This is a genomic window from Glycomyces halotolerans, from assembly GCF_054779575.1.
In genome coordinates this window covers 154,978-181,163 of the sequence record NZ_BAAGXZ010000004.1, presented here as the reverse complement: position 1 = coordinate 181,163, position 26,186 = coordinate 154,978, and the positions used below count along the sequence as shown (strand labels likewise).

Annotated in this window: 26 protein-coding genes and 2 pseudogenes; 5 read left to right on the top strand and 23 right to left on the bottom strand. The window is 70.4% G+C overall.

The features are described 5' to 3' along the window. The first annotated feature begins 132 nt into the window (after positions 1-132). Together ACYVL2_RS05690 and ACYVL2_RS05685 are read left to right on the top strand one after the other, a co-directional pair. Entirely contained in the window at positions 133-1,968 is a 1,836-nt protein-coding gene (locus ACYVL2_RS05690; RefSeq protein ID WP_460541224.1) for a transketolase, read from the top strand. A 99-nt stretch (positions 1,969-2,067) separates the two neighbouring features. Continuing rightward, positions 2,068-2,487 (top strand): CBS domain-containing protein, encoded by a 420-nt coding sequence (locus tag ACYVL2_RS05685; RefSeq protein WP_460541072.1) that lies wholly within the window; start codon positions 2,068-2,070, stop codon positions 2,485-2,487. 85 nt (positions 2,488-2,572) lie between these two features. On the opposite strand, the gene ACYVL2_RS05680 is transcribed toward ACYVL2_RS05685, so the two are convergent. Next, positions 2,573-3,235 carry a uracil-DNA glycosylase family protein gene (locus ACYVL2_RS05680; RefSeq protein ID WP_460541070.1) on the bottom strand — a complete coding sequence of 221 codons (663 nt, stop codon included), beginning with the start codon at positions 3,233-3,235 and terminating at the stop codon, positions 2,573-2,575. Positions 3,236-3,414: 179 nt separating this feature from the next. On the opposite strand from ACYVL2_RS05680, the gene ACYVL2_RS05675 reads away from it, so the two are divergent. Beyond that, the gene (locus ACYVL2_RS05675; RefSeq protein WP_460541068.1) at positions 3,415-4,005 is read left to right on the top strand and encodes a hemerythrin domain-containing protein; all 591 of its coding nucleotides are present in this window, start codon (positions 3,415-3,417) and stop codon (positions 4,003-4,005) included. 66 nt (positions 4,006-4,071) lie between these two features. Beyond that, a complete protein-coding gene (locus ACYVL2_RS05670) occupies positions 4,072-4,932 on the top strand; it encodes an SDR family NAD(P)-dependent oxidoreductase (RefSeq protein ID WP_460541066.1) in 861 nt (286 codons plus the stop codon). A gap of 331 nt (positions 4,933-5,263) precedes the next feature. Here the strand turns inward: ACYVL2_RS05670 and ACYVL2_RS05665 are convergent. The 21 genes and pseudogenes from ACYVL2_RS05665 to ACYVL2_RS05565 form a co-directional block, all read right to left on the bottom strand. Then, positions 5,264-6,046, bottom strand: a pseudogene (locus ACYVL2_RS05665) (RNA polymerase sigma factor SigF); the annotation flags it as partial. A gap of 554 nt (positions 6,047-6,600) precedes the next feature. Then, positions 6,601-8,358 carry an acyl-CoA mutase large subunit family protein gene (locus tag ACYVL2_RS05660; protein ID WP_460541064.1) on the bottom strand — a complete coding sequence of 586 codons (1,758 nt, stop codon included), beginning with the start codon at positions 8,356-8,358 and terminating at the stop codon, positions 6,601-6,603. 172 nt (positions 8,359-8,530) lie between these two features. Next, the gene (locus ACYVL2_RS05655; RefSeq protein ID WP_460541062.1) at positions 8,531-8,929 is read right to left on the bottom strand and encodes a RidA family protein; all 399 of its coding nucleotides are present in this window, start codon (positions 8,927-8,929) and stop codon (positions 8,531-8,533) included. 17 nt (positions 8,930-8,946) lie between these two features. After that, complete coding sequence (priA, locus tag ACYVL2_RS05650) at positions 8,947-9,678, bottom strand: bifunctional 1-(5-phosphoribosyl)-5-((5-phosphoribosylamino)methylideneamino)imidazole-4-carboxamide isomerase/phosphoribosylanthranilate isomerase PriA (RefSeq protein WP_460541060.1); 732 nt, start codon at positions 9,676-9,678, stop codon at positions 8,947-8,949. After that, positions 9,675-10,298, bottom strand: a complete 624-nt coding sequence (gene hisH / locus ACYVL2_RS05645) for an imidazole glycerol phosphate synthase subunit HisH (protein ID WP_460541058.1) — start codon at positions 10,296-10,298, stop codon at positions 9,675-9,677. Before hisH ends, priA begins: the two co-directional genes overlap by 4 nt. Positions 10,299-10,307: 9 nt before the next feature. Next, positions 10,308-10,469, bottom strand: a complete 162-nt coding sequence (locus tag ACYVL2_RS05640) for a hypothetical protein (RefSeq protein WP_460541056.1) — start codon at positions 10,467-10,469, stop codon at positions 10,308-10,310. Further along, a complete protein-coding gene (gene hisB / locus ACYVL2_RS05635; RefSeq protein WP_460541054.1) occupies positions 10,466-11,074 on the bottom strand; it encodes an imidazoleglycerol-phosphate dehydratase in 609 nt (202 codons plus the stop codon). The genes ACYVL2_RS05640 and hisB overlap by 4 nt, the downstream gene beginning before the upstream one ends. Next, positions 11,071-12,192: a PLP-dependent aminotransferase family protein gene (locus tag ACYVL2_RS05630; protein ID WP_460541052.1), complete on the bottom strand. Its 1,122-nt coding sequence runs from the start codon at positions 12,190-12,192 to the stop codon at positions 11,071-11,073. Before ACYVL2_RS05630 ends, hisB begins: the two co-directional genes overlap by 4 nt. Further along, entirely contained in the window at positions 12,189-13,496 is a 1,308-nt protein-coding gene (gene hisD, locus ACYVL2_RS05625) for a histidinol dehydrogenase (RefSeq protein ID WP_460541050.1), read from the bottom strand. The genes ACYVL2_RS05630 and hisD overlap by 4 nt, the downstream gene beginning before the upstream one ends. Before the next feature lie 45 nt (positions 13,497-13,541). Beyond that, positions 13,542-14,210: a DUF2567 domain-containing protein gene (locus ACYVL2_RS05620; RefSeq protein WP_460541048.1), complete on the bottom strand. Its 669-nt coding sequence runs from the start codon at positions 14,208-14,210 to the stop codon at positions 13,542-13,544. Positions 14,211-14,504: 294 nt separating this feature from the next. Continuing rightward, entirely contained in the window at positions 14,505-15,611 is a 1,107-nt protein-coding gene (locus tag ACYVL2_RS05615; protein ID WP_460541046.1) for a MinD/ParA family ATP-binding protein, read from the bottom strand. Positions 15,612-15,809: 198 nt separating this feature from the next. Next, on the bottom strand, positions 15,810-16,754 hold the full coding sequence (locus ACYVL2_RS05610; protein WP_460541044.1) for an RluA family pseudouridine synthase: 945 nt from the start codon (positions 16,752-16,754) through the stop codon (positions 15,810-15,812). After that, a complete protein-coding gene (locus tag ACYVL2_RS05605; protein ID WP_460541042.1) occupies positions 16,751-17,443 on the bottom strand; it encodes a signal peptidase II in 693 nt (230 codons plus the stop codon). Before ACYVL2_RS05605 ends, ACYVL2_RS05610 begins: the two co-directional genes overlap by 4 nt. Further along, on the bottom strand, positions 17,416-17,898 hold the full coding sequence (locus ACYVL2_RS05600; RefSeq protein WP_460541222.1) for a TraR/DksA family transcriptional regulator: 483 nt from the start codon (positions 17,896-17,898) through the stop codon (positions 17,416-17,418). The genes ACYVL2_RS05605 and ACYVL2_RS05600 overlap by 28 nt, the downstream gene beginning before the upstream one ends. Before the next feature lie 321 nt (positions 17,899-18,219). Further along, positions 18,220-18,846, bottom strand: coding sequence for a hypothetical protein (locus ACYVL2_RS05595; RefSeq protein ID WP_460541040.1), 627 nt, complete (start codon positions 18,844-18,846; stop codon positions 18,220-18,222). A 204-nt stretch (positions 18,847-19,050) separates the two neighbouring features. Then, positions 19,051-19,965, bottom strand: a complete 915-nt coding sequence (locus ACYVL2_RS05590) for a DivIVA domain-containing protein (protein ID WP_460541038.1) — start codon at positions 19,963-19,965, stop codon at positions 19,051-19,053. Between the two features lie 78 nt (positions 19,966-20,043). Beyond that, entirely contained in the window at positions 20,044-20,337 is a 294-nt protein-coding gene (locus tag ACYVL2_RS05585; protein ID WP_460541035.1) for a YggT family protein, read from the bottom strand. 19 nt (positions 20,338-20,356) lie between these two features. After that, entirely contained in the window at positions 20,357-20,920 is a 564-nt protein-coding gene (locus ACYVL2_RS05580; RefSeq protein WP_460541033.1) for a cell division protein SepF, read from the bottom strand. Between the two features lie 136 nt (positions 20,921-21,056). Further along, positions 21,057-21,767, bottom strand: a complete 711-nt coding sequence (locus ACYVL2_RS05575; RefSeq protein WP_460541031.1) for a YggS family pyridoxal phosphate enzyme — start codon at positions 21,765-21,767, stop codon at positions 21,057-21,059. A 171-nt stretch (positions 21,768-21,938) separates the two neighbouring features. Then, positions 21,939-22,878, bottom strand: a pseudogene (gene ftsZ, locus ACYVL2_RS05570) (cell division protein FtsZ); the annotation flags it as partial. Positions 22,879-22,954: 76 nt separating this feature from the next. After that, positions 22,955-23,689 carry a cell division protein FtsQ/DivIB gene (locus tag ACYVL2_RS05565; protein WP_460541029.1) on the bottom strand — a complete coding sequence of 245 codons (735 nt, stop codon included), beginning with the start codon at positions 23,687-23,689 and terminating at the stop codon, positions 22,955-22,957. 97 nt (positions 23,690-23,786) lie between these two features. Here ACYVL2_RS05565 and ACYVL2_RS05560 point away from each other — a divergent pair, with 97 nt between their 5' ends. Further along, a complete protein-coding gene (locus tag ACYVL2_RS05560; RefSeq protein WP_460541027.1) occupies positions 23,787-24,710 on the top strand; it encodes a siderophore-interacting protein in 924 nt (307 codons plus the stop codon). Positions 24,711-24,752: 42 nt separating this feature from the next. Here the strand turns inward: ACYVL2_RS05560 and murC are convergent, their stop codons facing one another. Further along, positions 24,753-26,165 carry a UDP-N-acetylmuramate--L-alanine ligase gene (gene murC, locus ACYVL2_RS05555; RefSeq protein ID WP_460541025.1) on the bottom strand — a complete coding sequence of 471 codons (1,413 nt, stop codon included), beginning with the start codon at positions 26,163-26,165 and terminating at the stop codon, positions 24,753-24,755. Positions 26,166-26,186 lie beyond the last annotated feature (21 nt).

Here is a 26,186-nt window from a genome sequence, read left to right as displayed (position 1 = left end):
GTACCCGAGCCGGCCGAGCTGACACGTCGGCTCGCGTCGGCCGGATCAGTTTCGCCCTCCCCGCCTCGGGTAGCCCCCGAGTCAGGGCCGCAAGGCCGAAGTTTGCACGCGTAGGAGACGGGCATGACCACCATGGAAAGCCGCACCGTCGATCTGGCCGAGCTGGCCCAGCAGCTGCGCGCGGACGCGGTGCGCTGCTCCGCGAGAGCCGAATCGGGCCACCCCACGTCCTCGATGTCCGCCGCCGACTTGATGGCGGTGCTCTTGGCCAAGCACCTCAGGTACGACTTCACCGACCCCGAACTGCCCGGCAACGACCGGCTCATCTTCTCCAAAGGACACGCCTCGCCGCTGCTGTACGCGATGCTGCGGGCCGCCGGCGCCATCGACGAGGAGGAGCTGCTCACCTACCGCAGGCTCGGCAGCGCCCTCGAGGGCCACCCGACGCCGCGCCTGCCGTGGGTCGACGTGGCCACCGGCTCGCTCGGACAGGGCCTGCCGATCGGCGCGGGCATGGCCCTCGCCGGCAGGCGCCTCTCCCGCGTGCCCTACCGCGTCTGGGTCCTCTGCGGCGACGGCGAGATCGCCGAGGGCTCGATGTGGGAGGCCTTCGCCGCCGCCGGCTACGAGGGCCTCAACAACCTCACCGCCGTCATCGACGTCAACCGCCTCGGCCAGCGCGGCCCCACCCGGTACGGGTGGGACACCGCGGCCTACGCGGCGCAGATCCGCTCCTTCGGGTGGAACACCGTCGAGATCGACGGCCACGACCCCGAGCAGATCGATCGCGCCTACACGCAGGCCGCCGAGACGCCCGACCGGCCGACGGCGATCCTGGCCAGGACCAAGAAGGGGCGGGGCGTCGCCGCGGTCGAAGACCGCGAAGGCGCGCACGGCAAGCCGCTGCCGGCCACCGACGACGCGCTCGCCGAGCTCGGCGGCCCGAGGAACCTGCGGGTCCGGGTGGCCGAGCCGGAGTTCCGCGGTTCCCGGTCCGAGCAGCCCGGCAGGCCGGTCCAGTTGCCGCAGTTCGACGTCGGCTCGAAGGTCGCCACGCGCGACGGCTTCGGCAAGGGCATGGCCGCGGTGGGCGACGCGAGCCCCGACGTGGTCTTGCTCGACGGCGAGGTCGCCGATTCCACGCGGGCCAAGGAGTTCGCCGGAGCGCACGAGGACCGGTTCTTCGAGTGCTACATCGCCGAGCAGCAGATGATCGCGAACGCCGTGGGCATGCAGGCGCTCGGCTGGGTGCCGTACGCGTCCACCTTCGCCGCGTTCCTCACCCGCGCCCACGACTTCCTGCGCATGGCCGCGATCAGCAACGCGGATCTGCGCATCGTCGGCTCCCACGCCGGCGTCTCGATCGGGCGCGACGGACCGAGTCAGATGGGTCTGGAGGACATGGCGATGATGCGCCCGCTCTGGCGCAGCGTCGTGCTCTACCCGTGCGACGCGAACCAGGCAGCGCACCTGACCGCCACCATGGTCGACCTGCCGGGCATCAGCTACCTGCGCACGACCCGCGCCGAGACGCCGGTGATCTACCGGCACGACGAGCTGTTCCCGGTCGGCGGCAGCCGGACCCTGGTCTCCTCCCCGCACGACCGGATCACGATCGTCGCCGCGGGCATCACCGTGTCGGAGGCGCTCGAGGCCTCCGATCGGCTGGAGGACCTCGGCATCCCCGCGAGGGTCGTCGACGCCTACTCGGTCAAGCCGATCGACGCCTCCACGCTGCGGCAGGCCGCCGCCGAGACCGGCCGGGTGCTCACCGTCGAGGACCACTGGCCCGTCGGCGGGCTCGGCGACGCGGTGCTCGACGTCGTCGGGGGCCAGCTTCCGGAGCTGCGGTTCACCAAGCTCGGCGTCCGCGGCATGCCGGCCTCGGCCAGCCCGGCCGAGCAGATGGCCGCCGCCGGCATCGACGCCGACGCGATCGTCCAGGCGGCTCAGCAGCTTGTGGCGTAGCGCATAGATGCCCTGGCCGTGGGTACCCGCACTTCGCCATCGCAGCGGCTCGGCGCCCGAGTCGGGCGCGAGCGGGGCGACGAGAGGAGCTGATGGAGTATGGCGACGGCAAGAGACCTGATGCACCCGGGCGTGACCTGCGTGCGCAGCGACGACACCGCTGCGAACGCGGCCCGGATGATGGCCGAGATGGACGTGGGCGTCCTACCGATCTGCGGGGTCGAGGACAACAAGATCCACGGCATGGTCACCGACCGCGACCTGGTGGTCGGCGTGATGGCGACGGGCAAGGACCCCGAGGAGTACACGGTGGACCGGCTGCCGCAGGATCACCTGATCCTCGCCGATGCCAACGAGGACGCCGAGGTCACCATCGCGAAGATGAAGGAGCACCAGATCCACCGGGTCCCGGTGATCGACGAGGGCCGGCTGGTCGGCATCATCGCGCTCGCGGACGTGGCGCGGAGGATGTCGGAGGACAAGGTCGGCGACCTGGTGGAGTCGATCTCGCAGCCGTAGGAGCCGCATCGGGTCGGGTGACGGAGACCAACGGGCGCCGCGCGGAGGGGACGTGGCGCCCGTCGTCGTGTGCCGGGCGGGTCCGTCAGCGGCTCTGGTCGGAGCGCACGGCCTCGGCGGCCTTGCGGAGGTCGACGATGAGCTGTGCGAAGGCGTCCTTGCGCTCGGCTTCGCGCAGGCGCAGCACGGCCGAGGGGTGGACGGTGGCGATGAGGCGGGTCGACTCCTTGAGCCCGTCGAAGACCAGATCCTGGACCACTCCCCTGTGGGTCGTGATCCGGAACTCCGGGCCCATCAGCGACTGGGCGGCGGTCGCGCCGAGGGCGACGACGAGTTCGGGACGGACGGTGTTGAGCTCGGCGATGAGCCAGGGCCTGCAGGCGACGGTCTCGCCGCGGGTGGGCTTCTTGTGGATGCGGCGCCCGCCGCTTTGGAGCTGGGCGAACTTGAAGTGCTTGACCGCGTTGGTCACGTAGACCTCGGAGCGGTCGATGCCGGCCTGCTCCAGGGCCTTGTCGAGCAGTCCCCCGGCGGGGCCGGTGAAGGGCCTTCCGGAGCGGTCCTCGTCGTCCCCGGGCTGCTCGCCGACGAAGACGATGCGGGCGTCTTCGGGTCCGTCGCCGAATACGGTCTGGGTGGCGTCACGGAACAGGTCGCACCCTTCGCAGGTCTCGGCGGCCTCGCTGAGACGGTCGATGTCGGCCTCCGGCGGCACCCACCGCTCGGCGCCCGGTTGGCGTGGCGTCATCGTCGTGCTCCTCGGTAGGGATTCGGTCGGCCGCGGCGGCGGCCTCGCACGGGTACCCGGCCGGGCCGGTCGCGACACGTCGATCGCCGCGGCCGCGCGGGGGCGGGCGCGGGTTTCGCCGGGAGCGGCCGGGGTATGCACTGTTCCGTCCGTATCGCGCGATCGCACCAGGAGGACCGATGCAGCCGAGCGCAGGGGGATCGATGCAGCCGAGCGAGGAGAGCACCAATCTCATCAGCGTCATCGTCAACGACCACCGCGAGGTGGAGGCCGTCTTCGCCGAGTTGGAGAGCCGGACGCTGGACCCGCAGACCCGCAAGGACCTCGTCGACCATGTGATCGCCGAGCTCGTGCGGCATTCGGTCGCCGAGGAGCAGCACATGTACCCCGCGGTGCGGGACCTGCTGCCCGACGGCGACGAGGAGGCCGACCATGAGATCGAGGAGCACACCGAGGCCGAGGAGATCATGAAGCGGCTCGAGGGGCTCGACCCGGACGACCCGGACTTCGAGCGGCTGCTCGGCGAGCTGATGGAGGCGGTCAGGCACCACGTCGAGGAGGAGGAGACGGACCTGCTGCCGCGGCTGCAGGAGGCGTGCTCGACCGACCAGCTGCAGATGCTGGGACAGAAGGTCCTTTACGCCAAGGCGTACGCCCCGACCCGGCCGCACCCGAGCGCCCCGGACAAGCCCCCGGCGAACCGCATCCTCGATCCCGGCGCCGGTCTCATCGACAACATTCGGGACGCGCTCAGCGGTCGGAACGTCTGAGCGGTATGGGAGCGAATGGCACACGAGGATGCGCATATTCCTCGTGTGTACGGGTACGAGCGTCCTATGAGAACGACGAGAAGACGCATCGTAGCCGTCACCGGGGCTTCCAGCGGGGTGGGGCGTGAGGCCGCACTCGCGTTCGCGCACAAGGGAGCCGTGGTAGTACTGGTCGCGCGCCGCAAGGGCGCGCTCGAACACGTGGCCGCGCAGTGCCGCAAGACCGCCACCGCGGTGCTCGTGCGCCCGGCGGACCCGACCGACCCCGCGGCGATGGAGGCGGTCGCCGCCGATGTGCATCAGCGCTTCGGTCGCATCGACGTGTGGGTCAACGCCGCGTCGGTGAACATGCTCTCCACTTCGGAGCGCTACCCGGACTCGGCTTGGCGCCGCCGGCTCGAGCAGCGGCTGTTCGCGACCTACTACGGCGTCCGGCCGGTGCTGCCGTTCATGCGCGGGCAGGGTTCGGGCACGGTCGTCAACGTGCCGTCGGTCCTCAGCCGCTCGGGAAGGCCGTTCCACTCGGCGTTCACGGCCAGCAAGGATGCGATGCGGGCGGTGACGTACTGCCTCAGGAGCGAGGTCGCCGACGTCGAGGGGATCCGGGTGAGCACCGTCGTGCCGGGCCCGGTCGAGCCGCCCGAGACCGAGGTGGAGGACGACCAGTTCGCTCCCCTGCACCATGTCCTCGATCCGCGGCGGGGCGCGAGGGCGGTGCTCTCGTGCGTCAAGTCGCCCGGCGGTGAGATCGGCGTCGACGCCGCCGCGAGGCCGCTGTCGGCGCTGTTCGGACTCGTTCAGGACGCGTTCGCGAGACTGCGCCACCGCCACGGCGATCGCGATCCGATCGTCGGCACGCTGGGGCCGACCATGGAGCACCGGCTGGTCCTGCCGGGTCGTGAGGGGCGTTCGAGCGGCGGGTGGTGAGCGGTCTCGGAGCCGCCGCGGTGAAGCGGCGGCTCGGCGCCGCATGAGTGCGATCGGCGGCGGGTACTCCACACTCTCGCCTCTTGGAAGGAGCCGCTTCATGCCTCGGATCTTCAGTGCGGTCGCCGACCTCGTGCGCCGCTGGGTCTCGGAGGGACCGCGGACCCACGGCGACGAACGGGCCCACGACGACCCTCACGTCGGGTACAAGTCCTCCGACGAGCCCGGTTTCGGCCGGCCCACCGGGGCCGAGGAACGCGCCGAGCGGAAGCGGCGGCGTCCGCCGAAGTCCGGTCCGTCGGCCGACGACGAGCGCTAATGGCGACGCGCTCGTCAGACCTTCCCGCAGCTCCGAGAGCATGCGGTTGAGGAGCCTGGAGACGTGCATCTGCGAGATGCCGACCTGTTCGGCGATCTGCGTCTGCGTCATGTCGCCGAAGTAGCGCAGCGCCAGGATGCGGCGTTCGCGCTGCGGCAGCTCCTGGATGAGCGGCACCAGCGACTCGTGGTTGTCGATGAACTCCAGCGCGGCGTCCTCCTCCCCCACCGACTCGGCGAGCGGGGCCCGCTCGTCGTCCTCGAAGGGCGGCTCGTCGAGCGAGACGGCCCGGTAGGCCTGGCGGGCCTCATAGCCCTCCTGGACCTCCCGTTCGGAGATGTCGAGGTGGTCGGCCAGTTCGGCGGTCGTGGGGGGACGGCCGAGGCGCTGAGCGAGTTCGCCGTTGGCCTGGTTGAGCGACAGCCGCAGCTCTTGGAGCCTGCGCGGGACGCGCATCGGCCAGCTGGTGTCGCGGAAATGGCGTCGGACCTCGCCCATGACCGTCGGAACGGCGTATGAGAGGAAGTCGGCGCCTTGGTCGGGGTCGAATCGGTCGACCGCGTGGATCAGGCCGACCGAGGCGACCTGGACCAGGTCGTCCTTGGCTATGCCCTTGCCGGAGAACCGCTGCGCGATGTGCTCGGCGAGCGGTAGGTATCCGGTGACGAGCTCGTCACGGATCGCGGCCCGCCTCGGGTCGTCGCCTTCGAGCTTCTGCAGCTCGGCGAACAACGGCGCGAGGTGGCCGTACTCGTTCGAGCTCAGGCGCCCTTTCTCAGGTTCTTTGTCCGCCATGGGATCACCTTCCTGCCCGTACTGTCTGCTGACCGCCGGCGGCGTCGCCGGCCCTTGTGGGCGGGCCGCTGTCGCGGCCGTATTGGGAATATCCGGGGACAAGAGCGTTCGTCGAGTTGTGTTCCGTTCGGTCGTCCGAGCTCTATAGTGACTCGGCACCCGGCGATGAAGTCAGCCTACTACGGCAAGATCAGGTTGTCAGGGGATTCCTTGGCGGGTTTTTTCGAGAAGCGAAAGTGATCCCAATCACAATACTATTAATATGAGAACAAGCTGGGAATCACCTTGGAGCATGCTGGCCCCAAATAAGGACAACAGGCGAGGTATGGGGACTTCCGCAACAGCGAATAACAAGGGAATCAGCAACCGGGACTGGCGTCAACGTCGTAATTCCAACCTCGTGAGCCCACACCGCCACGGCCATTCGAATGGCTATTCATCGATTCCCCACAAATCCGATTGGAGACATCTCGAAGTAGAGAGCGATTACTCTCGTGTTCATTCTGCGCACGAGCGAGGGGTCGCTTAGAATAACCACTGAAAGAAAGGACAGCCTAAATTCGGGCCGGTTCCCGGTACTCGCCCCACTCCTCGCGCAGGGCACCGCAGATCTCCCCGAGAGTCGCCTCGGCGCGGGCGGCCTCCAGGATCGGCTCGATGAGGTTCCCCGTGCCTCGCGCGGCGGCCACCACGCCCTCCAGCGCACGGCGCACGGCGGTGTCGTCGCGCTCGACTCGGCGGCGCTCCAGGATCCGGCGCTGCTCCCGCTCGATCTCCCCCGAGATCCGCAGGATCTCCAGCTCGGGCGTGATCGTCTCGGTCAGCTCGGTGACGCCCACGATGTGCTTGGCGCCCTCCTCGAGCTGCTGCTGATAGACGAACGCCGCCTCGGCGATCTGCGCGTTGAACCAGCCGTCCTCGATACCGCGCAGGATGCCGGTGGTGACCGGCCCGATCTCGTGCCGCCCCGGTTCGGCCAGCGCCGCCCGGGTGATCTCGGCCGGGTCATCGCCACCGGGAGCGTCGGCCGGCCCCGCCTCGCCGCCCAGCGCGAGGATCTGGAGGAACAGCTCCTCCGCGGCCGCCTCGATCTGGTCGGTCAGGGCCTCGACGTACCAGGAGCCGCCCAGCGGGTCGGCCACGCTGGTCACGCCCGTCTCGTCCCGCAGGACCGCCTGGGTCCGCAGGGCGATCTCGGCGGCCTGGTCGGACGGCAGCGCGAGCGTCTCGTCCAAGGCGTTGGTGTGCAGCGAGTTCGTGCCGCCGAGGACCGCGGCCAGCGCTTCGACGGCGGTGCGAACGACGTTGTTGTAGGGCTGCTGGGCGGTCAGGGAGACCCCGGCGGTCTGGGTGTGGAACCGCAGCCACTGGGCGCGCTCGGTCTCGGCGCCGTAGACGTCGCGCATCCACTTGGCCCAGATGCGTCGCGCGGCCCGGAACTTGGCGACCTCCTCGAAGAAGTCGATGTGGGCGTCGAAGAAGAACGACAGCCCCGGAGCGAACCGGTCGACGTCCAGGCCGCGGGAGCGCCCGAGCTCCACGTACGAGAAGCCGTCGGCGAGCGTGAAGGCCAGCTCCTGCGCGGCGGTCGAGCCGGCCTCACGGATGTGGTAGCCGGAGACCGACAGGGGCTTGTAGCGGGGGATGTTGGCCTCGCAGTACTCCATGAGGTCGCCGATGAGCCGCAGGTGCGGCTCGGGCGGGAAGAGCCACTCCTTCTGGGCGATGTACTCCTTGTGGATGTCGGTCTGGAGGGTGCCGTCCAGGGTCGACAGGTCGACGCCCTGGCGCTCGGCGGCGGCCAGGTACATGCAGAAGATCGGCACGGCCGGGCCCGAGATCGTCATCGAGGTGGTGTTCTCGCCCAGGTCGATGCCGTCGAAGAGCAGGTCCATGTCGGCGGTGGAGTCGATCGCCACGCCGCAGTGCCCGACCTCGCCGGCCGAGGCGTCCTCGTCGGAGTCGCGGCCCATGAGCGTCGGCATGTCGAAGGCGACGCTGAGCCCGCCGCCGCCGGCGCCCAAGAGCATCTTGTAGCGCTCGTTGGTCTGCCGGGCGTTGCCGAAGCCGGAGAACTGGCGGATCGTCCAGGCCCGGCCCCGGTATCCGGTCGGGTAGAGGCCGCGGGTGAACGGGTACTCGCCGGGCCAGCCGATGCGCTCCATGCGCGGATCGGCCGTGCCATCAGGCGGCCCGTAGACCGGGTCGACCTCCATGCCGGAGAGGGTGGTGAAATCGGCGTCCCGCTTGCGGGCGGCTTCGTAGCGCTGCCGCCAGCGCTTGCGGGCTGCGGCGATCTCCTCAGGGTCCACGTCGACACCTCATCATCGTCTTCGGCGAAGCTCGCGTCGGCACCTTCGTCCGGCCGCGGCGTTCGGACTGAAAAACGCTCCGGTCTCCAGCCTACCCGGCGGCTGAACGAGCGTTAAGGACCCGAGGCTAACGCACTCGGGTCGGCGTTCCCGACGCGGGCGAGGCGGCCGGTCACAGTTCGCGCCAGGCCCGGAACGCCTCGAGCTCCACGGCCACCAGCTGACCCGGGTGGAACAGCTGCGCGACGGTCACCACGGTCGCGGCCGGTTTCACGACCCCGAAGAACTCGCCGTGGACCCGGCCGACCGGGTCGGCATGGGCCGGGTCGGTGACGTACAGCCGGGTGCGGACCACGTCGGCCACGCTCCCTCCGGCGTGCACCATCGCGTCCAGCGCCGTCCTGAACGCCTCCTTCGCCTGCGCGCCGGGATCGTCGATGAGACTCGGCCGCCCGTCGACGTCGGCGGTGCAGGCGCTCGTGACCACGAGCGGACCGACCGCCACGGCCCTGGAATAGCCGTAGAGCTGCGCCCACGGTCCCGACTCCTCGACCCTGTGGACCAGAGCCATGCGCGCCTCCCCTGTGCCTACGACTCCTTCAGCAGGTTCAACGCTTCAGCGACGGTGAAGTTACGCTCATACAGCGCCGTGCCGACGATCACGCCTTCGACACCGGCCTCGGTCAGGCCCGCCAACGCGCGCAGATCGTCCAGCGACGACACCCCGCCGGAGGCGATGACCGGTTTGTCGGTCGCCTCGCACACGCTCCGCAGCAGCTCCAGGTTGGGGCCCGAGAGCATCCCGTCGCTCTTGACGTCGGTGACCACGTAGCGGGCGCAGCCGGCGCGCTCGAGGCGCTCGAGGGTCGCGAACAGCTCGCCGCCCTCCCGGGTCCAGCCGCGCGCGGCCAGACGGCCGCCCTTGACGTCGAGGCCGATCGCGACCCGGTCGCCGTACTCGCCGCAGACCCGGTCGCACCAGTCGGGGTTCTCCAGCGCAGCGGTGCCGATGTTGACCCGGCGCGCACCCGAGTCGAGCGCGCGCCCCAGCGTCTCGTCGTCCCTGATGCCGCCCGAGACCTCGACCCGCATGTCGACCTTCGCGACGACCTCCGCGAGCAGCTCGTGGTTGTCGCCGCGGCCGAAAGCGGCGTCGAGGTCGACCAGGTGCAGCCACTGGGCGCCTTGGCGCTGCCATTCCAGCGCCGCCTCGATCGGATCGCCGTACTGCTTGCCGGAGCCGGCGACGCCTTGCACGAGCTGGACGGCCTTGCCGCCGGTCACGTCCACGGCGGGCAGGAGTTGCAGAGTGTTCATCATGAGCCCCTAAGGTCTTTGATCCAGTTGGCGAGCAGGGCGGCGCCGGCGTCGCCGGACTTCTCCGGGTGGAACTGGGTGGCCGCGACCGGCCCCCGTTCGACGGCGGCGATGAACGGCTCGCCGTGGACCGTGATCGCCGCCAGCGCGCCGGGAGGCGCGCTCTTGGCGGCGTAGGAGTGGACGAAGTAGAACCGCTCGGCCGGGTCGATGCCGGCGAACAGCCGCATCCGGGCCGGGGCCTCGACGGTGTTCCACCCCATGTGCGGCACCCGGTCGGCCTCGAGCCGGTCGACGCGGCCCTCGAAGACGCCCACGCCCGCGGTCTCGACGCCGTGCTCGACGCCCTCGGCGAACAGCACCTGCTCGCCGACGCAGATGCCGAGCACGGGGGCCTCGGCGGCGGCGCGCTCGCGGATGACCGCGTCGAGCCCGTGCTCGGCGACGCCGGCCATGCAGGCGGCGAAGGCGCCGACGCCGGGCACGACGAGGCCGTCGGCGCGCCTGGCGGCGTCGAGGTCGCTGGTGAGCGCCACGTCGCCTCCGGCGCGCTCGAGCGCGCGGAAGGCGGAGCGGAGGTTCCCCGAGCCGTAGTCGAACAGGGCGACGCTCGGCTTGGCCACTGGTCTCTCCTAGCCGTAGATGAGGTAGAGGCCGCCGAGGAAGGCGGCCGCCGCTATGACGGCGCAGACGATGGAGGCGGCGGTCTTCTCGTTCTTGCGCAGGCTTTGGGCGCCTCCGAGGAGGACGCCGGCCAGGGCCATGAGCAGGATCGGGCCGACGTACTCGTTCACAGCACGCCCTTGGTCGACGGGATCTCGTCGCCTTCGATGCGCGTGGCGTGCCTCAGCGCGCGGGCCAGGGCCTTGAACTGCGCTTCGACGACGTGGTGGGCGTCGGGCTTCTGGCCCGGGTTCGCCGCGCGGAGCACGCTGATGTGCAGGCAGATCCGCGCGTGGTAGGCGAAGGACTCCAGGATGTGCCGGGTCATGGAGGTCGGGTAGTCGGTGTTGATCATCGGGGCGATGTCGACCGGCTCCTCGTGGACCGTGTACGGCCGGCCCGAGAGGTCGACCACGGCGCGGGCGAGGACCTCGTCGAGCGGCACGGAGGCGTCGGCGAAGCGGACGACGCCGGCCTTGTCGCCGAGGGCCTCGGCGAAGGCCTGGCCGAGCGCGATGGCCGTGTCCTCCATGGTGTGGTGCGCGTCGATGTGCAGGTCGCCCTTGACGTCGATCTTGAGGTCGAAGCCGCCGTGCTTGCCGAGCTGGTGGAGCATGTGGTCGAAGAACCCGACGCCGGTGGCGACCTCGACGGTCTTCTCGGTGCCGTCCAGGTCGACGTGGACGTCGACGTGGGTCTCTCCGGTGCTCCGGACGATGCGGGCTTGGCGGCTCACTGTTGCTGCTCCTCGAACAATGCTGGTCGCTGCGCCATCACGGTGTCGATGGCGTCCAGGAATGCGGTGGTCTCTGCTTCGTTGCCGGCGGTGACGCGCAGTCGGCCGGGGAGTCCGACGTCCCGTACGAGGACGCCTCGCTCTAGGACGGCCCGCCAGACGGCGGGCGCGTCGGCGAGGCCCCCGATGAGGACGAAGTTGGCGTCCGAGTCGGCCACCGGGAGTCCCTTGGCGCGGAGGTGGTCGACGATCCGGTCGCGCTGGCGCTTGAGTTCGTCGACTTCGGCCTGGAGCTTGTCGGCGCAGGCCAGTGCCCCGCGGGCGGCGGCCTGAGTGAGGCTCGAGAGGTGGTACGGCAGGCGCACCAGCAGGAGCTTCTCGACCAGTTCGGGGTCGGCGGCGAGGTAGCCGACTCGGGCTCCGGCGAAGGCGAAGGCCTTGCTCATGGTGCGGGTGACCACGAGGCGCGGGCGGCCCTCGAGTCGGCCGAGCGCGGTGCTCCCGGGGTCGCGGGCGAACTCGGCGTAGGCCTCGTCGACGACGACGATGCCTCGGGCGGCCTCGTAGGCGGCGTCGATGACGTCGGGTTCGAGCGCGGTGCCGGTCGGGTTGTTCGGCGAGACGAGGAAGACCAGGTCCGGGTCGTGCTCGGCGATGGCGTCGCGCACGTAGCCGGGGCTGAGCGTGTAGTCGGCCTCGCGTCCGGCGTCGACGAAGGCGGTGCCGGTGCCGCGCGCCAGCAGCGGGTGCATCGAGTAGGAGGGCATGAAGCCCAGGACGGTGCGTCCGGGGCCGCCGAAGGCCTGGAGCAGCTGCTGGAGGATCTCGTTGGAGCCGTTGGCGGCCCATACGCGGTCGGCGGTGAGGCCGTGGCCGCCCGCTGTTCGAGCGAGGTGGGCGGCGAGGTCGTCGCGGAGGGCCGCGGCGTCGCGGTCGGGGTAGCGGTTGAGGCCCCGGACCTGGGCCGCGAGGTACCGCTCGACCACCTCTGCGACGTCGTCGGGGATCGCGTAGGCGTTCTCATTGGTGTTGAGCTGCACCGGGACCTCGAGCTGCGGCGCGCCGTAAGGCGACTGCCCGCGCAGGTCCTCGCGCAGCAGTTTCTCGATCTCGCTCATGAGGGGAACCTCGCCGAGACGGCCTCGCCGTGGCCGGGGAGGTCCTCGGATTCGGCGAAGGCCACCACGTCGTCGGCCACCTGCGCGAGCGCTTCGCGGGAGTAGTCGACGATGTGCACCCCGCGCAGGAAGGTGTGGACGCTGAGGCCGGCCGAGTGGCGGGCGCATCCGCCGGTCGGCAGGACGTGGTTGGAGCCGGCGCAGTAGTCGCCGAGGGACACCGGCGAGTACGCGCCGACGAAGATCGCTCCGGCGTTGCGGACGCGGTCGGCCATGGAGCGGGCGTCGGCGGTCTGGATCTCCAGGTGCTCGGCGGCGTAGGCGTCGGCGACGGCGAGCGCCTCGTCCATGTCGGCGACGAGGATCGCGCCGGACTGCTCCCCCGCCAGGGCGGTGGCGATGCGTTCGCGGTGGCGGGTGGCCGGCACGCGCCGCTCGAGTTCGGCGTCGACGGCGTCCGCCAGAGCGGTCGAGTCGGTGATGAGGACGCTGGCGGCGGCCGGGTCGTGCTCGGCTTGGCTGATGAGGTCGACCGCGACGTGGGCGGGGTCGGCTCCGGCGTCGGCGACGATCGCGATCTCGGTGGTGCCCGCTTCGGCGTCGATGCCGACCAGGCCCTTGACGGCCCGTTTGGCGGCGGTGACGTAGATGTTGCCCGGGCCGGTGATCATGTCGACCGGTTCGCACTCTCCGGCGCCGTAGGCGAACATGCCGACGGCGGCCGGGCCGCCGACGGCGTAGACCTCGTCGATGCCGAGCAGGCCGGCCACGGCCAGGATGCCGCGGTCGGGCAGGCCGCCGGCGGTCTTCTGCGCCGGGGAGGCCAGCGCGACGGACTCGACGCCGGCGATCTGGGCGGGCACGGCGTTCATGATGACGCTGGAGGCGAGCACGGCGAGCCCGCCGGGCGCGTACAGCCCGACCCGGCCGACCGGCAGGTAGCGCTCGGTGACGACGCCGCCGGGCGCGACCTCGGTGACGACCTCGGGGAGTCGTTGGGCCTCGTGTGCGGCGCGGACCCGCTCGATGGAGGTCTCGTAGGCGCGGCGCAGGGCCGGGTCGAGTTCGGCGACGGCGGCTTTGACGGCGGCCTCGGGGACGCGCAGGTGCTCCAGATGCACGCCGTCGAAGCGTTCGACGGTCTCGACGACCGCGTCTTCGCCGCGGTCGGCGATGTCGTCCAGCAGCGGCTGGATCTGCCGCAGGGCGGCGTTCACGTCGAAGGCGGCGCGAGGCAGCAGTTCGCGCAGGGCGCGGACGGCGTAGTCGGCTACGGCTCCTGAAAGGTCGATGCGTCTGAGCACGCTACAAGCGTAGTTGGCGCCGGTTCGGCCGCTACAGGGATACCGCTATTCGGGAACGCCGGACCGAAGGCTGGACCGGCGCGACCAGCCTGCGCAGACGGTGTAGGTGAACACCGCCGCCAGGGCCATCACCGCCAGCGCGCCGAGCTGGAGCGAACCGAGCGCCGCTGTGACATCGCCGACCTTGATCGAGTTCCAGGCCGAGGCGGGGTCGAGCTCGACGAACAGGACCGACGGGGGCCGCCACATGTGCACGCCCGGCGGGGCCTGCTGGACGGCGTCCCAGAACTGCTCCCATTCGCGGCGGCCGAGGCGCCAGGCGACGACCTGGCAGGCGACCGAGCCGATCACCAGGCCGAGCATGACCGCCGGGCCGCGCCGGTCGCGCATCGCCGACCAGGCGACGAGCGCCACCACGATGCCCAGGACGAGACCGAGGCCGGAGAAGTACAGGTCGGCCATGACGTAGCCGTCGGTGTAGGACTCGGCGTGGGCCCAGCCGCCGTCGAGGGTGACGATTTCCACTCTGGGGGTGATGAGCTGCCAGAGTATGGCGAAGGGGAAGCCGAGGGAGGTCAGCACGACCGCGAGCACGCCGGCGGCCAGGAGGTCCCGGCCGAGGGTGCGGCGCTGTCGGGCAGGGGGCGGTGCGTGCTCGTCGGCCCGGTCGTCGCCGGGCCGGAGTTCGGCGGTGCGCTCGACGTCGTCTGTCACGCCGATGATCCTGCCACAGCGGCGCAAGCGGCTCCCGGGCCGCAGGCCCAGGGCGCCTTCGACGACTCCCGGCGAGCTCGAATCCGAGTCCATTCGTTCGCTCGCCGGGCTGGTTCATGGCTCGCAGGCTTCGCCAAGGGCGCCGAAGGCGGTCCGGCTGCCGGGGTCGTGACCGGGCCGCCTGACAACGCAGCGAGCGGGCACATGGCTCGTGCCGCGAGGCGGCGTCGAGTTCGGGTGGCGGTGGGCGACGGGCGGGCCGGATACGGCCCGGCCGTGGCTATTGAACGGGCCCTAAAGGCCGTCGACGATGGTGGCGGCGGCTTCGAACCAGGCCAGGCGGGTGCCGGGGCGCAGGGCGGAGAACTCGATCTTCGCGCCCGGTTCCAGGGCCGGATCGTAGGGCACCACGGCGACGGCGCGGGTCCGCGAGGCGAAGTGCTTGCGCAGGTCCTCCAGCAGCGGCCCGGAGTTCGGGGTCGGCATCGACAGCAGCGTCACCGCGTCGCGGACCAGGTGGCCGTAGCCGTTCTCTTCGAGCAGGTCGAGCATCCAGTCGGCCGAGAACGCGGCGTCCTCGCGGGGCACGGTGGTGACCACGAGGCGGTCCACGGACGACACGACGGTGCGCCAGTTGGCGGACTCGACGTTGTTGCCGGTGTCGATGCAGACGATCTGGTGGGTGCGGGTGAGGATGTCGAGCACCCGCAGGACCGTGGTCGGGTCGAGCTGGCGCTGGAGCTTGGGGTCCTCGTCGCCGGCGAGGACGTCGAAGGAGCCGTCGGCGGAGTGGCGGAGGAACTCGTCGAGGTGCTCGGGCAGATTGACGCCGGCGGCCTCGACCTGGTCGAGGTGCTCGACGAGGTGGCGGATGGTGCGGCCGTGGCGCGCCGAGCCGGCGCGCAGCCCTAGCGTGCCGCGCAGCTCGTTGTCGTCCCAGGCGATCACTCCGCCGCCTCGGGCGGTGCCCATCGCGGCGGCCGACAGGACCGTGGCGGTGGTCTTGTGGACGCCGCCCTTGGGGTTGATGAAGGCGATGACCTGGCTGCGGCCGAGTTCGCGGCGGAGCCGCTCGACCGTGGCCGGATCGGGCCGGCCGTCGGGGACGGGCTGGCGCCGGGGCGCCTGCGGGGGGAGCCCTTGGGGGACGACGCGCGGCGGGGTCTGCGGCGGCAGCTGCTGGGGCACCGGTCGGCGTCCGGCGGACGGGGCCGAGGTCGGGTGGGGGGACGGCGGAGGGGAGGCGTACCGCTCCTGTGGCGGCGGCGAGGCGTACGTCTCCCGTGGCGGGGGCGACGGCGTCTGCTGGGCGCCGCCTCGGCCGCGTCCGCGTCCGAGCAGGTTCTTCCAGCGGGAACCGGAATCCCCGCGATCACCGCTCCAAGCTTCGGGTGAGCCCACGCGCAACCTCCTCTCGGCCAGGCAGAATGACCACGCCTTTCCCGGCCGGACAACTACCACCCGCGACTATTAGAACACAACGATTCCTCAAGGCCCGTTGTGAATCGCTGGGCGGGCGGCGCCGCGGGTGAGGCATGCATTACGTGCGGCGCATCGTCGCGTCCGCCGTTATCGGTCCACCTGAAGTCTAGTGGTCCCTCATTGGTCGGCCCGCAACCGCGCCAGCGCCGACTGGAGATCGTCGGGGTACTCGCTCTCGAAGGTGACGGTGACTCCTGTTCCGGGGTGGACGAACTCGAGCCGGTAGGCGTGCAGCCATTGCCTGGTCAGGCCCAGTTTCTCGGACATGGTGGGATCGGCTCCGTAGGTGGCGTCGCCGACCAGCGGGTGCCCGAGGGCCGAGAAGTGGACGCGGATCTGGTGGGTCCTGCCGGTCTCCAGGCCGACGTCCATCAGCGAGGCGCCGGGGAAGACCTCGAGGGTGTCGTAGTGGGTGACGCTCGGCTTGCCGTCGGCGACCACGGCCCACTTGTAGTCGTGCCGCGGGTGCCGTCCGATCGGCGCCTCGACCGTGCCCGACAGCGGGTCGGGGTGCCCTTGGGCCACCGCGCGGTAGCGCTTGGAGACGCGGCGCTCCCTGAAGGCCCGCTTGAGTTCGGAGTAGGCGCGCTCGCTCTTGGCGACGACCATGGCCCCGGAGGTGCCCACGTCCAGGCGGTGCACGATGCCTTGGCGCTCCTCGGCGCCGTGGCTGCTGAGCCGGTGCCCGGCGGCGGCCAGGCCGCCGGTGACGGTCGGGCCGGTCCATCCGGGGCTGGCGTGGGCGGCGACGCCCACGGGCTTGTCGACCACGACGATGTCGTCGTCGGCGTACAGCACGTTCAGTCCCTCGACCGGCTCGGCGCGGGCGGTCGCCACGTCGGCCGGCGGCGGCGGGAGGGTCACCTCGAGCCAGGCGCCGGCGATGACGCGCTCGGACTTGGTGGAGCAGGGCCGTCCGTCGACGGTGACGTCGCCGGAGGTGACCAGTTCGGCGGCGACGGTGCGCGACAGGCCCATCAGCCGTGAGACCACCTGGTCGACCCGTTGCCCCTCGAAGCCCTCGGGGACCGGCAGCGAGCGCGTCTGGCGCTCGAGGATCACCGTTCGCCCTCCTCGGTCGTGTGGCCGCGGGCCGCCGGCGAGAAGCCGCGGCCGGTCAGCTCCAGCAGGATGATGAGCGCCACCCCGCACACCAGCGAGGAGTCGGCGAGGTTGAAGATCGGGAACGCCTGCCCGTGCGGCTGGAAGACGCTGATGAAGTCGACCACGTGCCCGGTCCCGATGCCGGACTCGGTGAAGAAGTGCCGCAGGCCGCCGTCGAACCAGGTCGACGGGTCGGACGGCTCGCGCAGGACCCGGTCGACGAGGTTGCCGGCCGCGCCGCCGAGCACCAGGCCGATCGCGACGGCCCAGGCCGGGTAGACGATCTTGCGCGCCAGGACGATGAGGAAGGCCACCACGCAGGTGGCGATGATCGCCAGGATCCACGTGTAATCGGTGGCGATGCTGAAGGCCGCGCCGGGGTTCCAGGTCAGGCTGAGGTAGACCAGTCCGCCGAGGATCCGGATCGGTTCGTCCGGGTCGAGGCGCTCGACCGCGAGCGCCTTGGTGATCTGGTCCAGGCCGATCGCGGCGGCGGCGATCAGGTAGCAGGCCAGCATGAGTCCGGGCCTGCGCTTCGGCGTGCGGTCGTCGGGACTGGGCGTCCGGTCCTCCTGCTCCTGGGCGTCGGCTTCGGCGGTGTCGGAGTGCGTGTCCTCGCTCAGCGTCGTTCCTCCAGCTGTTTGCAACTGACGCAGAGCGTAGCCGACGGGAACGCGGCCAAGCGCGCCGCCGGGATCGGGTTGCCGCACCTCTCACATATGCCGTAGTCGCCGTCGTCGAGCCGCTCGAGCGCATGGCTGACCTGGCGGATGCGCTCGGAGATGGCGCCGGCCAAGGCGACCTCGTGCTCGTGTTCGACGGTCTTGGAGCCGGAGTCGATCTGGTCGTCGCCGGCGGTGTCCGAAAGCCGTTCGCGCTGGGCGGTGGCGATCGAGTCGATGAAGCGCTGCTGCTCTTCGACGAGCTCGTCGAGCCGCTCTTTGAGCGCGGTCCGCAGTTCGGCCTGCTCGGATTCGGTCCGGTGGGCGGGGGCGTCGGCCCCGGCGCCCGGAGCGCTCCCGTCGCCGGCCGGCTTCGAGGCGGTCTTCTTCGCCGTCGCCTGCTTGGCGGCCGACCCCTTGGCGGTGGTCTTCTTCTTCACCGCCTTCTTCGACGCCTGCTTCGCGGCCTTCTTCTGGGTTTTCTTGGCAGCACTCATGACGGGCCTCTGGAGGGGTGTGTCGGTTCCGGTTCCGGTCGGTTCAAGGCAGTCCGGAAGCGCGCACGCTCATCCGCTCCGGATCGGGCGTCGTGCATCCTGGCTCCCCAATTCGCGTACCTCATGACACCTCGTCAAGACGAGGACAATGCGCGGTGAGCTCCGCAATGAGGACGCACGCCGCGCAATTAAGCTCACAGGATACGCAAGACCTGCAAGTAGGTCAATTACTTCGGGAACTTGGTCACGGACTGTCCGTACCGGTCAGCGGCCGGCGAGCGTGGCCGGCGCGGTCAGGAGCCGGGTGACCGGCTCGCACAGCGAGCAGGGCGTGAAGCCGAGTTCGACGGCCTCGGCCACCGGCAGCGGCTCGGGGTCGCGGCCGACCAGGTGGACGCAGCCGCCGTGGTGGAACCGGGGCCGGCCGTCGACGACCGAGACCTGGGCGTCCAGGCGCATGAGCGCGGCGGCGTCGACCCGGGACATGTGCTGCTCGGCGGGCTCGTCACCCGGCTGGCCGGTGGTGTCGCGCCGACCCGGCCCGGCCGCGGCGGCGCCGCCTTGGCGCGGCGGCGTCTCGAAGCGGAGTTCGGGCTCGCGATCGACGACGTAGTCGGTCGGTTCGAAGACGCGGCCGCGGACGACGGGGATCTCGGTGGTCGGCGTGTCGGACAGGCCGATCCGGGACAGTTCCTGAGTGTCGTCGGCGGCCGGGCGCCGGTGCGAGGCGGGACGGCGCCGCGCTCGGGCGGAGGCGCCGACGTAGAGCGCCAGTCCGGCGCCCATGCTGGCCGCGATCGAGGCGGCGAGCAGCTGGTTGTTGCCGGTGGCCAGGCCGATGGTCAACAAGACCGCCGCAGTGACGAGGATCAGCAGGCTGCTGACGATCACGACGAGTCGCCTCCCCCAGCGCGACGGGTCTCCACCCTGTCGCGCGGTCCCGAGCGGCCCGCCGGGCCGCCCCTCTGAACGCATGAGTGGCGGCGGGGGCCGTTCGAGCCGCATGTCGGCTCGGCCCCCGCCCGCTCACCTATGTCTAACGAGGCGACGCCCGTTCAGGTTATGGCCTGGAATCGATCGGACCTCCGAGATTCGTCAGCCGCGAGCCCCCGGCAGGCCGGCGAAGCTCCCCGACCTCGACGGGCCCTTCCCGGTGCGCTCGTTCTCGACCGACGCGGCCTCCTCGACCGAGGAGTCGTCGTCGCGCTGCTGGCCGTTGAGGTCGCGCAGCTGGCTCTCGAGGTAGAGCTTCAGCCTGGTCCGGTACTCGCGCTCGAAGGTCTTGAGCTCCTCGATGTGCTTGAGCAGCGACGCGCGCTTCTCTTCGAGGGCGCCCATGACCTTCTGGCGCTCCTGCTCGGCCTCGATCTCGAGGCGCTCGGCCTTGTCGCGGGCCTGCCCGACCAGGTCCTCGGCCTGCGAACGGGCGTCGGCCACCATGGACTCGGCCTCTCGCTGCGCCTCGGTGACCATGGTCTTGGACTCGTGCTGGGCCTCGCTCATCATGGACTTGGCTTCGCGGTGCGCCTCGGTGACCAGGTTGTCGGCCTCGCGACGCGAGTCTTCCAAGTGCTCGTCGGCGGTGCGCTGGGCGACCATGAGCAGCCGGAGCGCTTCCTGCTCGCCGCCGGCACCGCCCTCGCCCTGCGGACTGCGCTGCTCCAGCTGCTGCTGCAGCTGTTGGATCTGCTGCTGAGCGGCCACCATCTGCTGGTGGGTCTCGTGCAGTTCTGCCTCCAGCTCACGAACCTGCTGCTCGGCGGCGTGCTTCTCCCGCTGCACCCGATCGAGTGCGGCGGCCATCTCGGCGTGGTCGGCGGCCCCGGGGGGAGCACCGGCGCGGAGACTCTCAAGCTGAGCGCGAAGTTCGCCGTTCTCATCGCTGAGGCGTGCGAGTTCGCGCTCCACCTCGTCGAGGAAGCCGTCGACCTCGTCCTCGTCGTATCCGCGCTTTCCGAGCATGGGTTTCTTGAACGTGACGTTGTGAACGTCTGCTGGGGTCAGCGGCATTCGAAACTCCTTCTCGCTAATCGCCTGGCGGCAGGCCACAGGACACCATACGGGTCTCGCACCACTCCCCCACCGCCACTACACGATCGCCCGTCCGATGACGAAATCCATCAGGATCCACACGATCAAGAGCAGCGCCAGGAACGCCAGATCAATCGATACACTACCAAGCCTGAGAGGCGGGATCACCTTCCTCAACCCCTTCAGGGGAGGGTCGGTCACGCTGAAGACGGACTCGAGCAGCGCGGCGGCCCGGGGTCCGGGCTGCCATCTCCGGGAGAACTGGACGACCACGCTGCCGACCAGACGCGCCAGAAGGAACAGGTAGAAGACGAAGAGCGCCAGATAGATCAGCTGCAGTGCCAGGTTCACGGTAGGCAGTATCCCTCAGTCAGGACTGGTTGAAGAAACCGCCCTCGGCGATCTTCGCCTTGTCCTCGGCGGTCACTTGCACGTGCGGGGGAGAGAGCAAGAACACTCGGTTCGTCACCCGCTCGAAGGAGCCGCGGGTGCCGAAGATGAGCCCGGCGGCGAAGTCGACCAGACGCTTGGCGTCGGCCTCCTCCATCTCCGAGAGGTTCATGATGACGGGGGTGCCGTCGCGGTAGCGCTCGCCGATGGTGCGGGCCTCGTTGTACGTCGTCGGGTGCAGCGTGGTGATCCGGTAGTTCTGCCGGGACTCCTCCTCCGAGGGCACCGGACGCACCGGCGGCACGTCGGCCAAGGCCAGGTTGTCCCGGGTCAGGGGCGTCACCGATCCGGACCCGCGGTTGAGCTGCCGGACGGTGCCTCGATCGTCGCCGCGCCCGATCCGGCCGGTGGTGCGCTGGGTGTGGCGGCTGCGGGCCGGCTCTTCATCAGCGAATTCGTCGTTGTCGTCGTAGGCGGGATAGCCGCGGTCCTCTTCGTCTTCGATGAGGCCGAGCCATACGCCTGCCTTCCGCATCGCGCCCATCGATCGTGCTCCCTCCTCGGGCCGCCCCTGTTGAGTCAGGTACGCGGTCTCATCCTAGCGCCGACTCCTTACACGGATGTGTTTTTGATCCAATACCCGCCGGACGCGGGGAGGACCGGTATCGAATGCCCATACCTTACGCCATCGGTTCACGTTCACCGAGTACGTTTCTCCCCAGTCTGACCATTGTGGCCCCACATGCGACGGCGGCGGCGAAGTCGCCGCTCATGCCCGCCGATATCTCCACTGCCGACGGCTCGATGCGCCGCACCACCGCTGAGCAGTCGGCGAGCAGTTCGAAGGCCTTGGCCGGCTCCCAGCCGAGCGGCGCCACGGCCATCACCCCGCGCAGCCGCAGACGCTCGGCCGCCGCGGCCTTCTCGGCCAGGACCGGGAGGTCGCCGATCGAGGTCCCGCCGCGCGAGGTGTCGTCGTCGAGACTGACCTGCAGGAGCACGTTGAGGTCCCGGTCATGGGAGGCGGCGGCCTTGTCGAGGGCGTCGACCAGCCGCGCCCGGTCCACCGAGTGGACCCAGTGGGCGTACTCGGCGACCGAGCGGGCCTTGTTGCGCTGCAATTGGCCCACGAAGTGCCAGCGGGCATCGAAGCCGGCCTCGGCGAGCGCGGCGGCCTTCGGCGCGGCCTCCTGGTCGCGGTTCTCCCCCAGGTCGGCCTGGCCGGCCTCGACCAGCGCCGCGGCGTCCGAGGCGGGGAAGGTCTTGGTGACGACGATGAGCCGCACCGACTCCGGTTCGCGCCCCGCCTCGGCGCAGGCGGCGTCGATGTCCGCGCGGGTCCGGGCCAGGTTGGCCCTCAGCTGCTCTCGTCGCTCGGTGTCAGGAGCCATTCTTGAGGAAGTCCGGGACGTCCACGTCGTCGAACAGGACCTTGCGCGGCTCCGGCGCGGCGGACTCGCGCAGCGGCTCGGGTTCGGCCGGCGGCTCGGGCTTCTTCTCCGGCTCCGGCGCGCCGGCGCCGATCCGGCTGGGCTGGGCCAGTTCGAATTCGGCGTTGTCGGTCTCGAAGCCGGCGGCGATGACCGTCACGCGGGCCTCCTCGCCGAGGGCGTCGTCGATGACCGCGCCGAAGATGATGTTGGCGTCGGTGTGGGCGCAGTCGGAGACGAGTTCGGCGGCGTCGTTGATCTCGAACAGGCCGAGGTCCGAGCCGCCCGCGATGGACAGCAGCACCCCGTGCGCGCCTTCCATGCTCTGTTCCAGCAGCGGCGATTCGATCGCGGCTCTGGCGGCTTCCACGGCGCGGTTCTCCCCTCTGGCCGAGCCTATGCCCATCAGCGCCGATCCGGCCCCGCTCATGACGCTCTTGACGTCGGCGAAGTCCAGGTTGATGAGCCCCGGCGTGGTGATCAGGTCGGTGATGCCCTGGACACCGGAGAGCAGTACCTGGTCGGCGAGGCGGAAGGCGTCCATCATGGAGATGGTGCGGTCGCCGAGGTGGAGGAGGCGGTCGTTGGGGATGACGATGAGGGTGTCGCACTCGTTGCGGAGATCCTCTATCCCCGACACGGCCTGGGTCTGGCGCCGTTTGCCCTCGAAGGCGAACGGGCGGGTGACGACGCCTATGGTGAGCGCGCCGAGCTTGCGGGCGATGTTGGCGATGACCGGCGCGCCGCCGGTTCCGGTGCCGCCGCCCTCTCCACAGGTGACGAACACCATGTCGGCGCCCTTGAGCACCTCTTCGATCTCGTCGCGGTGGTCTTCGCAGGCCTTCGCCCCGACCTCCGGGTTGGCTCCGGCGCCGAGGCCGCGAGTGAGCTCGCGGCCGACGTCGAGTTTCACGTCGGCGTCGCTCATCAGCAGCGCCTGTGCGTCGGTGTTGATCGCGATGAACTCGACTCCCTTGAGCCCAGCCTCGATCATCCGGTTGACAGCATTGACCCCGCCGCCTCCGACTCCAACGACTTTGATGACGGCGAGGTAGTTGTGCGGTGGTGTCATCGCGGCTGCCTTCCTTCCCTGACCGGCCCCATGGTGCGACAAACGGGATGTGCGAACACGCCCGTTCCCCCTAACGCTAACTCACAGTGGGTGCATCCGGTGCGCTGACATCGACATGTTCGTACCCGCTCGCCAACAATCGATCGGCGATGCGGGATTTCTCGTCGTTTCGACTTCCGTCCCCCCACACGAGCGTCCGTCCACCTTCGAGATACAGGGTGACCGCGGCCGGGGAGGGCGTCTCGACCCGTTCGACCTCGTCGGCGAGGTCGGACGGGAGTGATTGCAGGACTTGGATGGACTCGCGGGTGGCCAGGTCGTCCGGGCCCGGCGCGGCGAGGTCGACGTTCCAAATTGTCTCGGATATTTCGGCGACTTCGTCGAAGACGACTCCTTCGGAATCGACCATGAGAAAAGTCTCGTCGCCGGTCGGCACGGCCAGATATGGTTCGCGCTCGGTCACCTTGATGAGCACTCCGCTCGGCCATGACCGAGCGACGTCGACTGATTTCACCTCCGGAAGTGAGGCCACTTCGGAGGCGATGGCGTCGAGATCGGCGAGCAGAATCGACCGATCGAGCGAACCGTCCGCGGCCTCGGCCACGACGGCCGGATCGAGGATGCTCGTACCCGTGACGCGGACGTCCTTGACGGCGAACGGCGGCGTGGTCAGGACGACGATCAAGGCGGTCGCGACCACGGCGACGATCCCGATGAGCCACAGGCGCGCGCGGCGGCCCGGGACACCGCGCCGTACGACGTGGACCAGTCGCCACGGGCCCTGATCGGTCTGCTCGCGTCGACCCCGCATCGCTCGATGATGCCACGCGATCGCCGGACGGGGGTGGCGACATGCCCGCGAGCTCGTATAAGGTTAGGCAAACCTTACCCTGATGGAGGAGATGCGCGTGACGACGCAGACCGCCGACCCGGCTCTCGAGACCGTCCGTCCCTGGCAGCCGTTCCGCTCCCGGGTGAAGGGGCTGCGGCACCTGAGCCCGTCGTTCCTGCGCGTCACGTTCACCGCCGATGCCTTGCGGCACTTCGCCGACAACGGGTACGACCAGCGGATCAAACTGATCTTCCCGGCCCCCGCGTGCGGCTTCGCGAAGCTGCCGACGAGCGACCGCTGGTACTCCGAGCTGCGGGCCCTGCCGGAGGACGAGCAGTGCCAGGTTCGCACCTACACCGTCCGGGCGGTGCGCCGGGAGGCCGCCGAAGTCGACGTCGACATGGTCCTCCACGAACCCGAGCCCGGATGCGCCGCCCCCGCGCTGCATTGGGCCCGCAACGCGCGCATCGGTGACGAGCTGGTGCTGCTGGGTCCGGACGCGCGCTTCGACGGCGTCCACGGCGGCGTCGACTTCCACGCTCCCGACGGCGCCGAGCTGCTCATCGCGGGCGACGAGACCGCCGCGCCCGCGATCGCGGCGATCCTCGAGCGGCTCCCGATCACGGCCCGCGGCAACGCGTTCATCGAGGTGCCCGAGCCCGCCGACGCGCTCGAATTGGACGGCCCGCCCGAGCTGGCGGTGCACTGGCTGCCCCGGGACGGCGGCGCGTGGGGAGACCGGCTGGTGCCCGCGGTGGCCGAGGCCGCGAAGCGACTCGACCTGCCCAGGACGCCCGAAGCGGTCGAGGAGATCGACGTCGACAGCGAGACCCTGTGGGACCTGCCGGCCGAGCCGGCGGGGTGCGGTTCCTACGTGTGGATCGCCGCCGAGGCCGGTGTCGTCAAGACCTTGCGCCGCACCGTCCGCCAAGACCTGGGGCTGCCGAAGGCATGCGGCGCCTTCATGGGCTACTGGCGCCACGGCCGCGCCGCCGCCTAGAGCCCGATTCCGGGCCCGCGGCCGCTCCGCGGGCCCGGTCGGTCAGCGCAGGATGTCGTCGGGCATCAGCGAAATCGGCGGGGCGCCCATGGTCACCACGATGTCGCCCGCGGAGGCGAGGCCTCTCACGGCCGCGGGGACGTCGTCCCAATCGGCGACGAAGACCTTGTCCTCCTCGGGAAGGTCGATGACCTCGGCGAGCTTCGCGCCGCCCTCCCCTTCGGGGATCTCCTCGCCGGGCCCGAAGATCTCCATCACCACGACCTTGTCGGCCTTGCCGAGCGCCTCGGCGATCTCGGCGCGCATCTCCACGGTCCGGTAGACCCGGTACGGCAGGAACACCACGATCAGGCGGCCGGGCGCGGCCACCTCCTTCAACGTCTCGATCGCAGCGGTCATCGCCGTGGGGTGGTAGGCGTACTCGTCGTAGACGTGGAATCCGCCGGTCTCGCCGCGCTTCTCGAAGCGGCGCTTGACACCGCCGAACGAGGCGATGCCCTTGGCGATGGTGTCCGCGTCGAGGCCGAGGTGCAGGCCCACCGCGATCGCCGCGCCCGAGTTCAACGCGATGTGCGCGCCCGGCATCGGCAGGTGGAACCGGCCGAGCCGCTCCCCGTGCACCAGCACCGAGTAGTCGACGCCGTCCTTGTGGGACTCGACCTCGCCGACCCGGATGTCGGCCGCCTCGGCGAAGCCGTACGTGGCGACGGTGCGGCCCTCACCGCGGAAGCGCTCGGCCAGCGCGGCGGTGCCCGGGTTGTCGGCGCACAGCACCAGCAGGCCGTCCTTGCCGGTGTTGCGGCAGAACCGATCGAACGCCACGGTCAGCGACTCCACGTCGCCGTAGGTGTTGAGGTGGTCGAGGTCGATGTTGGTGACCACGCCGACCTCGGGCCGGTAGCGCAGGAACGACCGGTCGGACTCGTCGGCCTCGGCCACGAAGTACTCGCCGTCGCCGTGCGCGCCGGTGTGGGCGCCGATGATCTCGCCGCCGTTGACGTACGACGGGTCCTTTCCCGCGTGCTCGAGCATCTGGACGATGATCGCGGTGGTGGTGGTCTTGCCGTGGGTGCCGGTCACGACCACCGACCGGCGTCCGGTCATCGCCGCCGCCAGCGCTTCGGAGCGGTGCATGACCGGGATGCCGCGTTCGCGCGCTTCGACCACTTCGACGTGCCGGTCGTTGATCGCGGTCGACCGGATCACGGTGTCGATGCCGTCGAGGTTGGAGGCGGCGTGCTCCCGGTGGAGCTCCACGCCGAGCCGTTCGAGCTCGGGCAGGCTCGGCCAGTCCTTGGTCTCCGATCCGGAAACCGGCAGTCCGCGCGTGGCGTACAGGCGGGTCAGCCCGTTCATGCCGACGCCGCCGACGCCGATGAACAGCGTCCGGCCGAGGTCCTCGGCGGTGACGCCCTCGTCGATCGGCGAGGACAGGTCGTTGGGGTCCTTGGTCATCGTCGCTCCACCGCTTTCAGC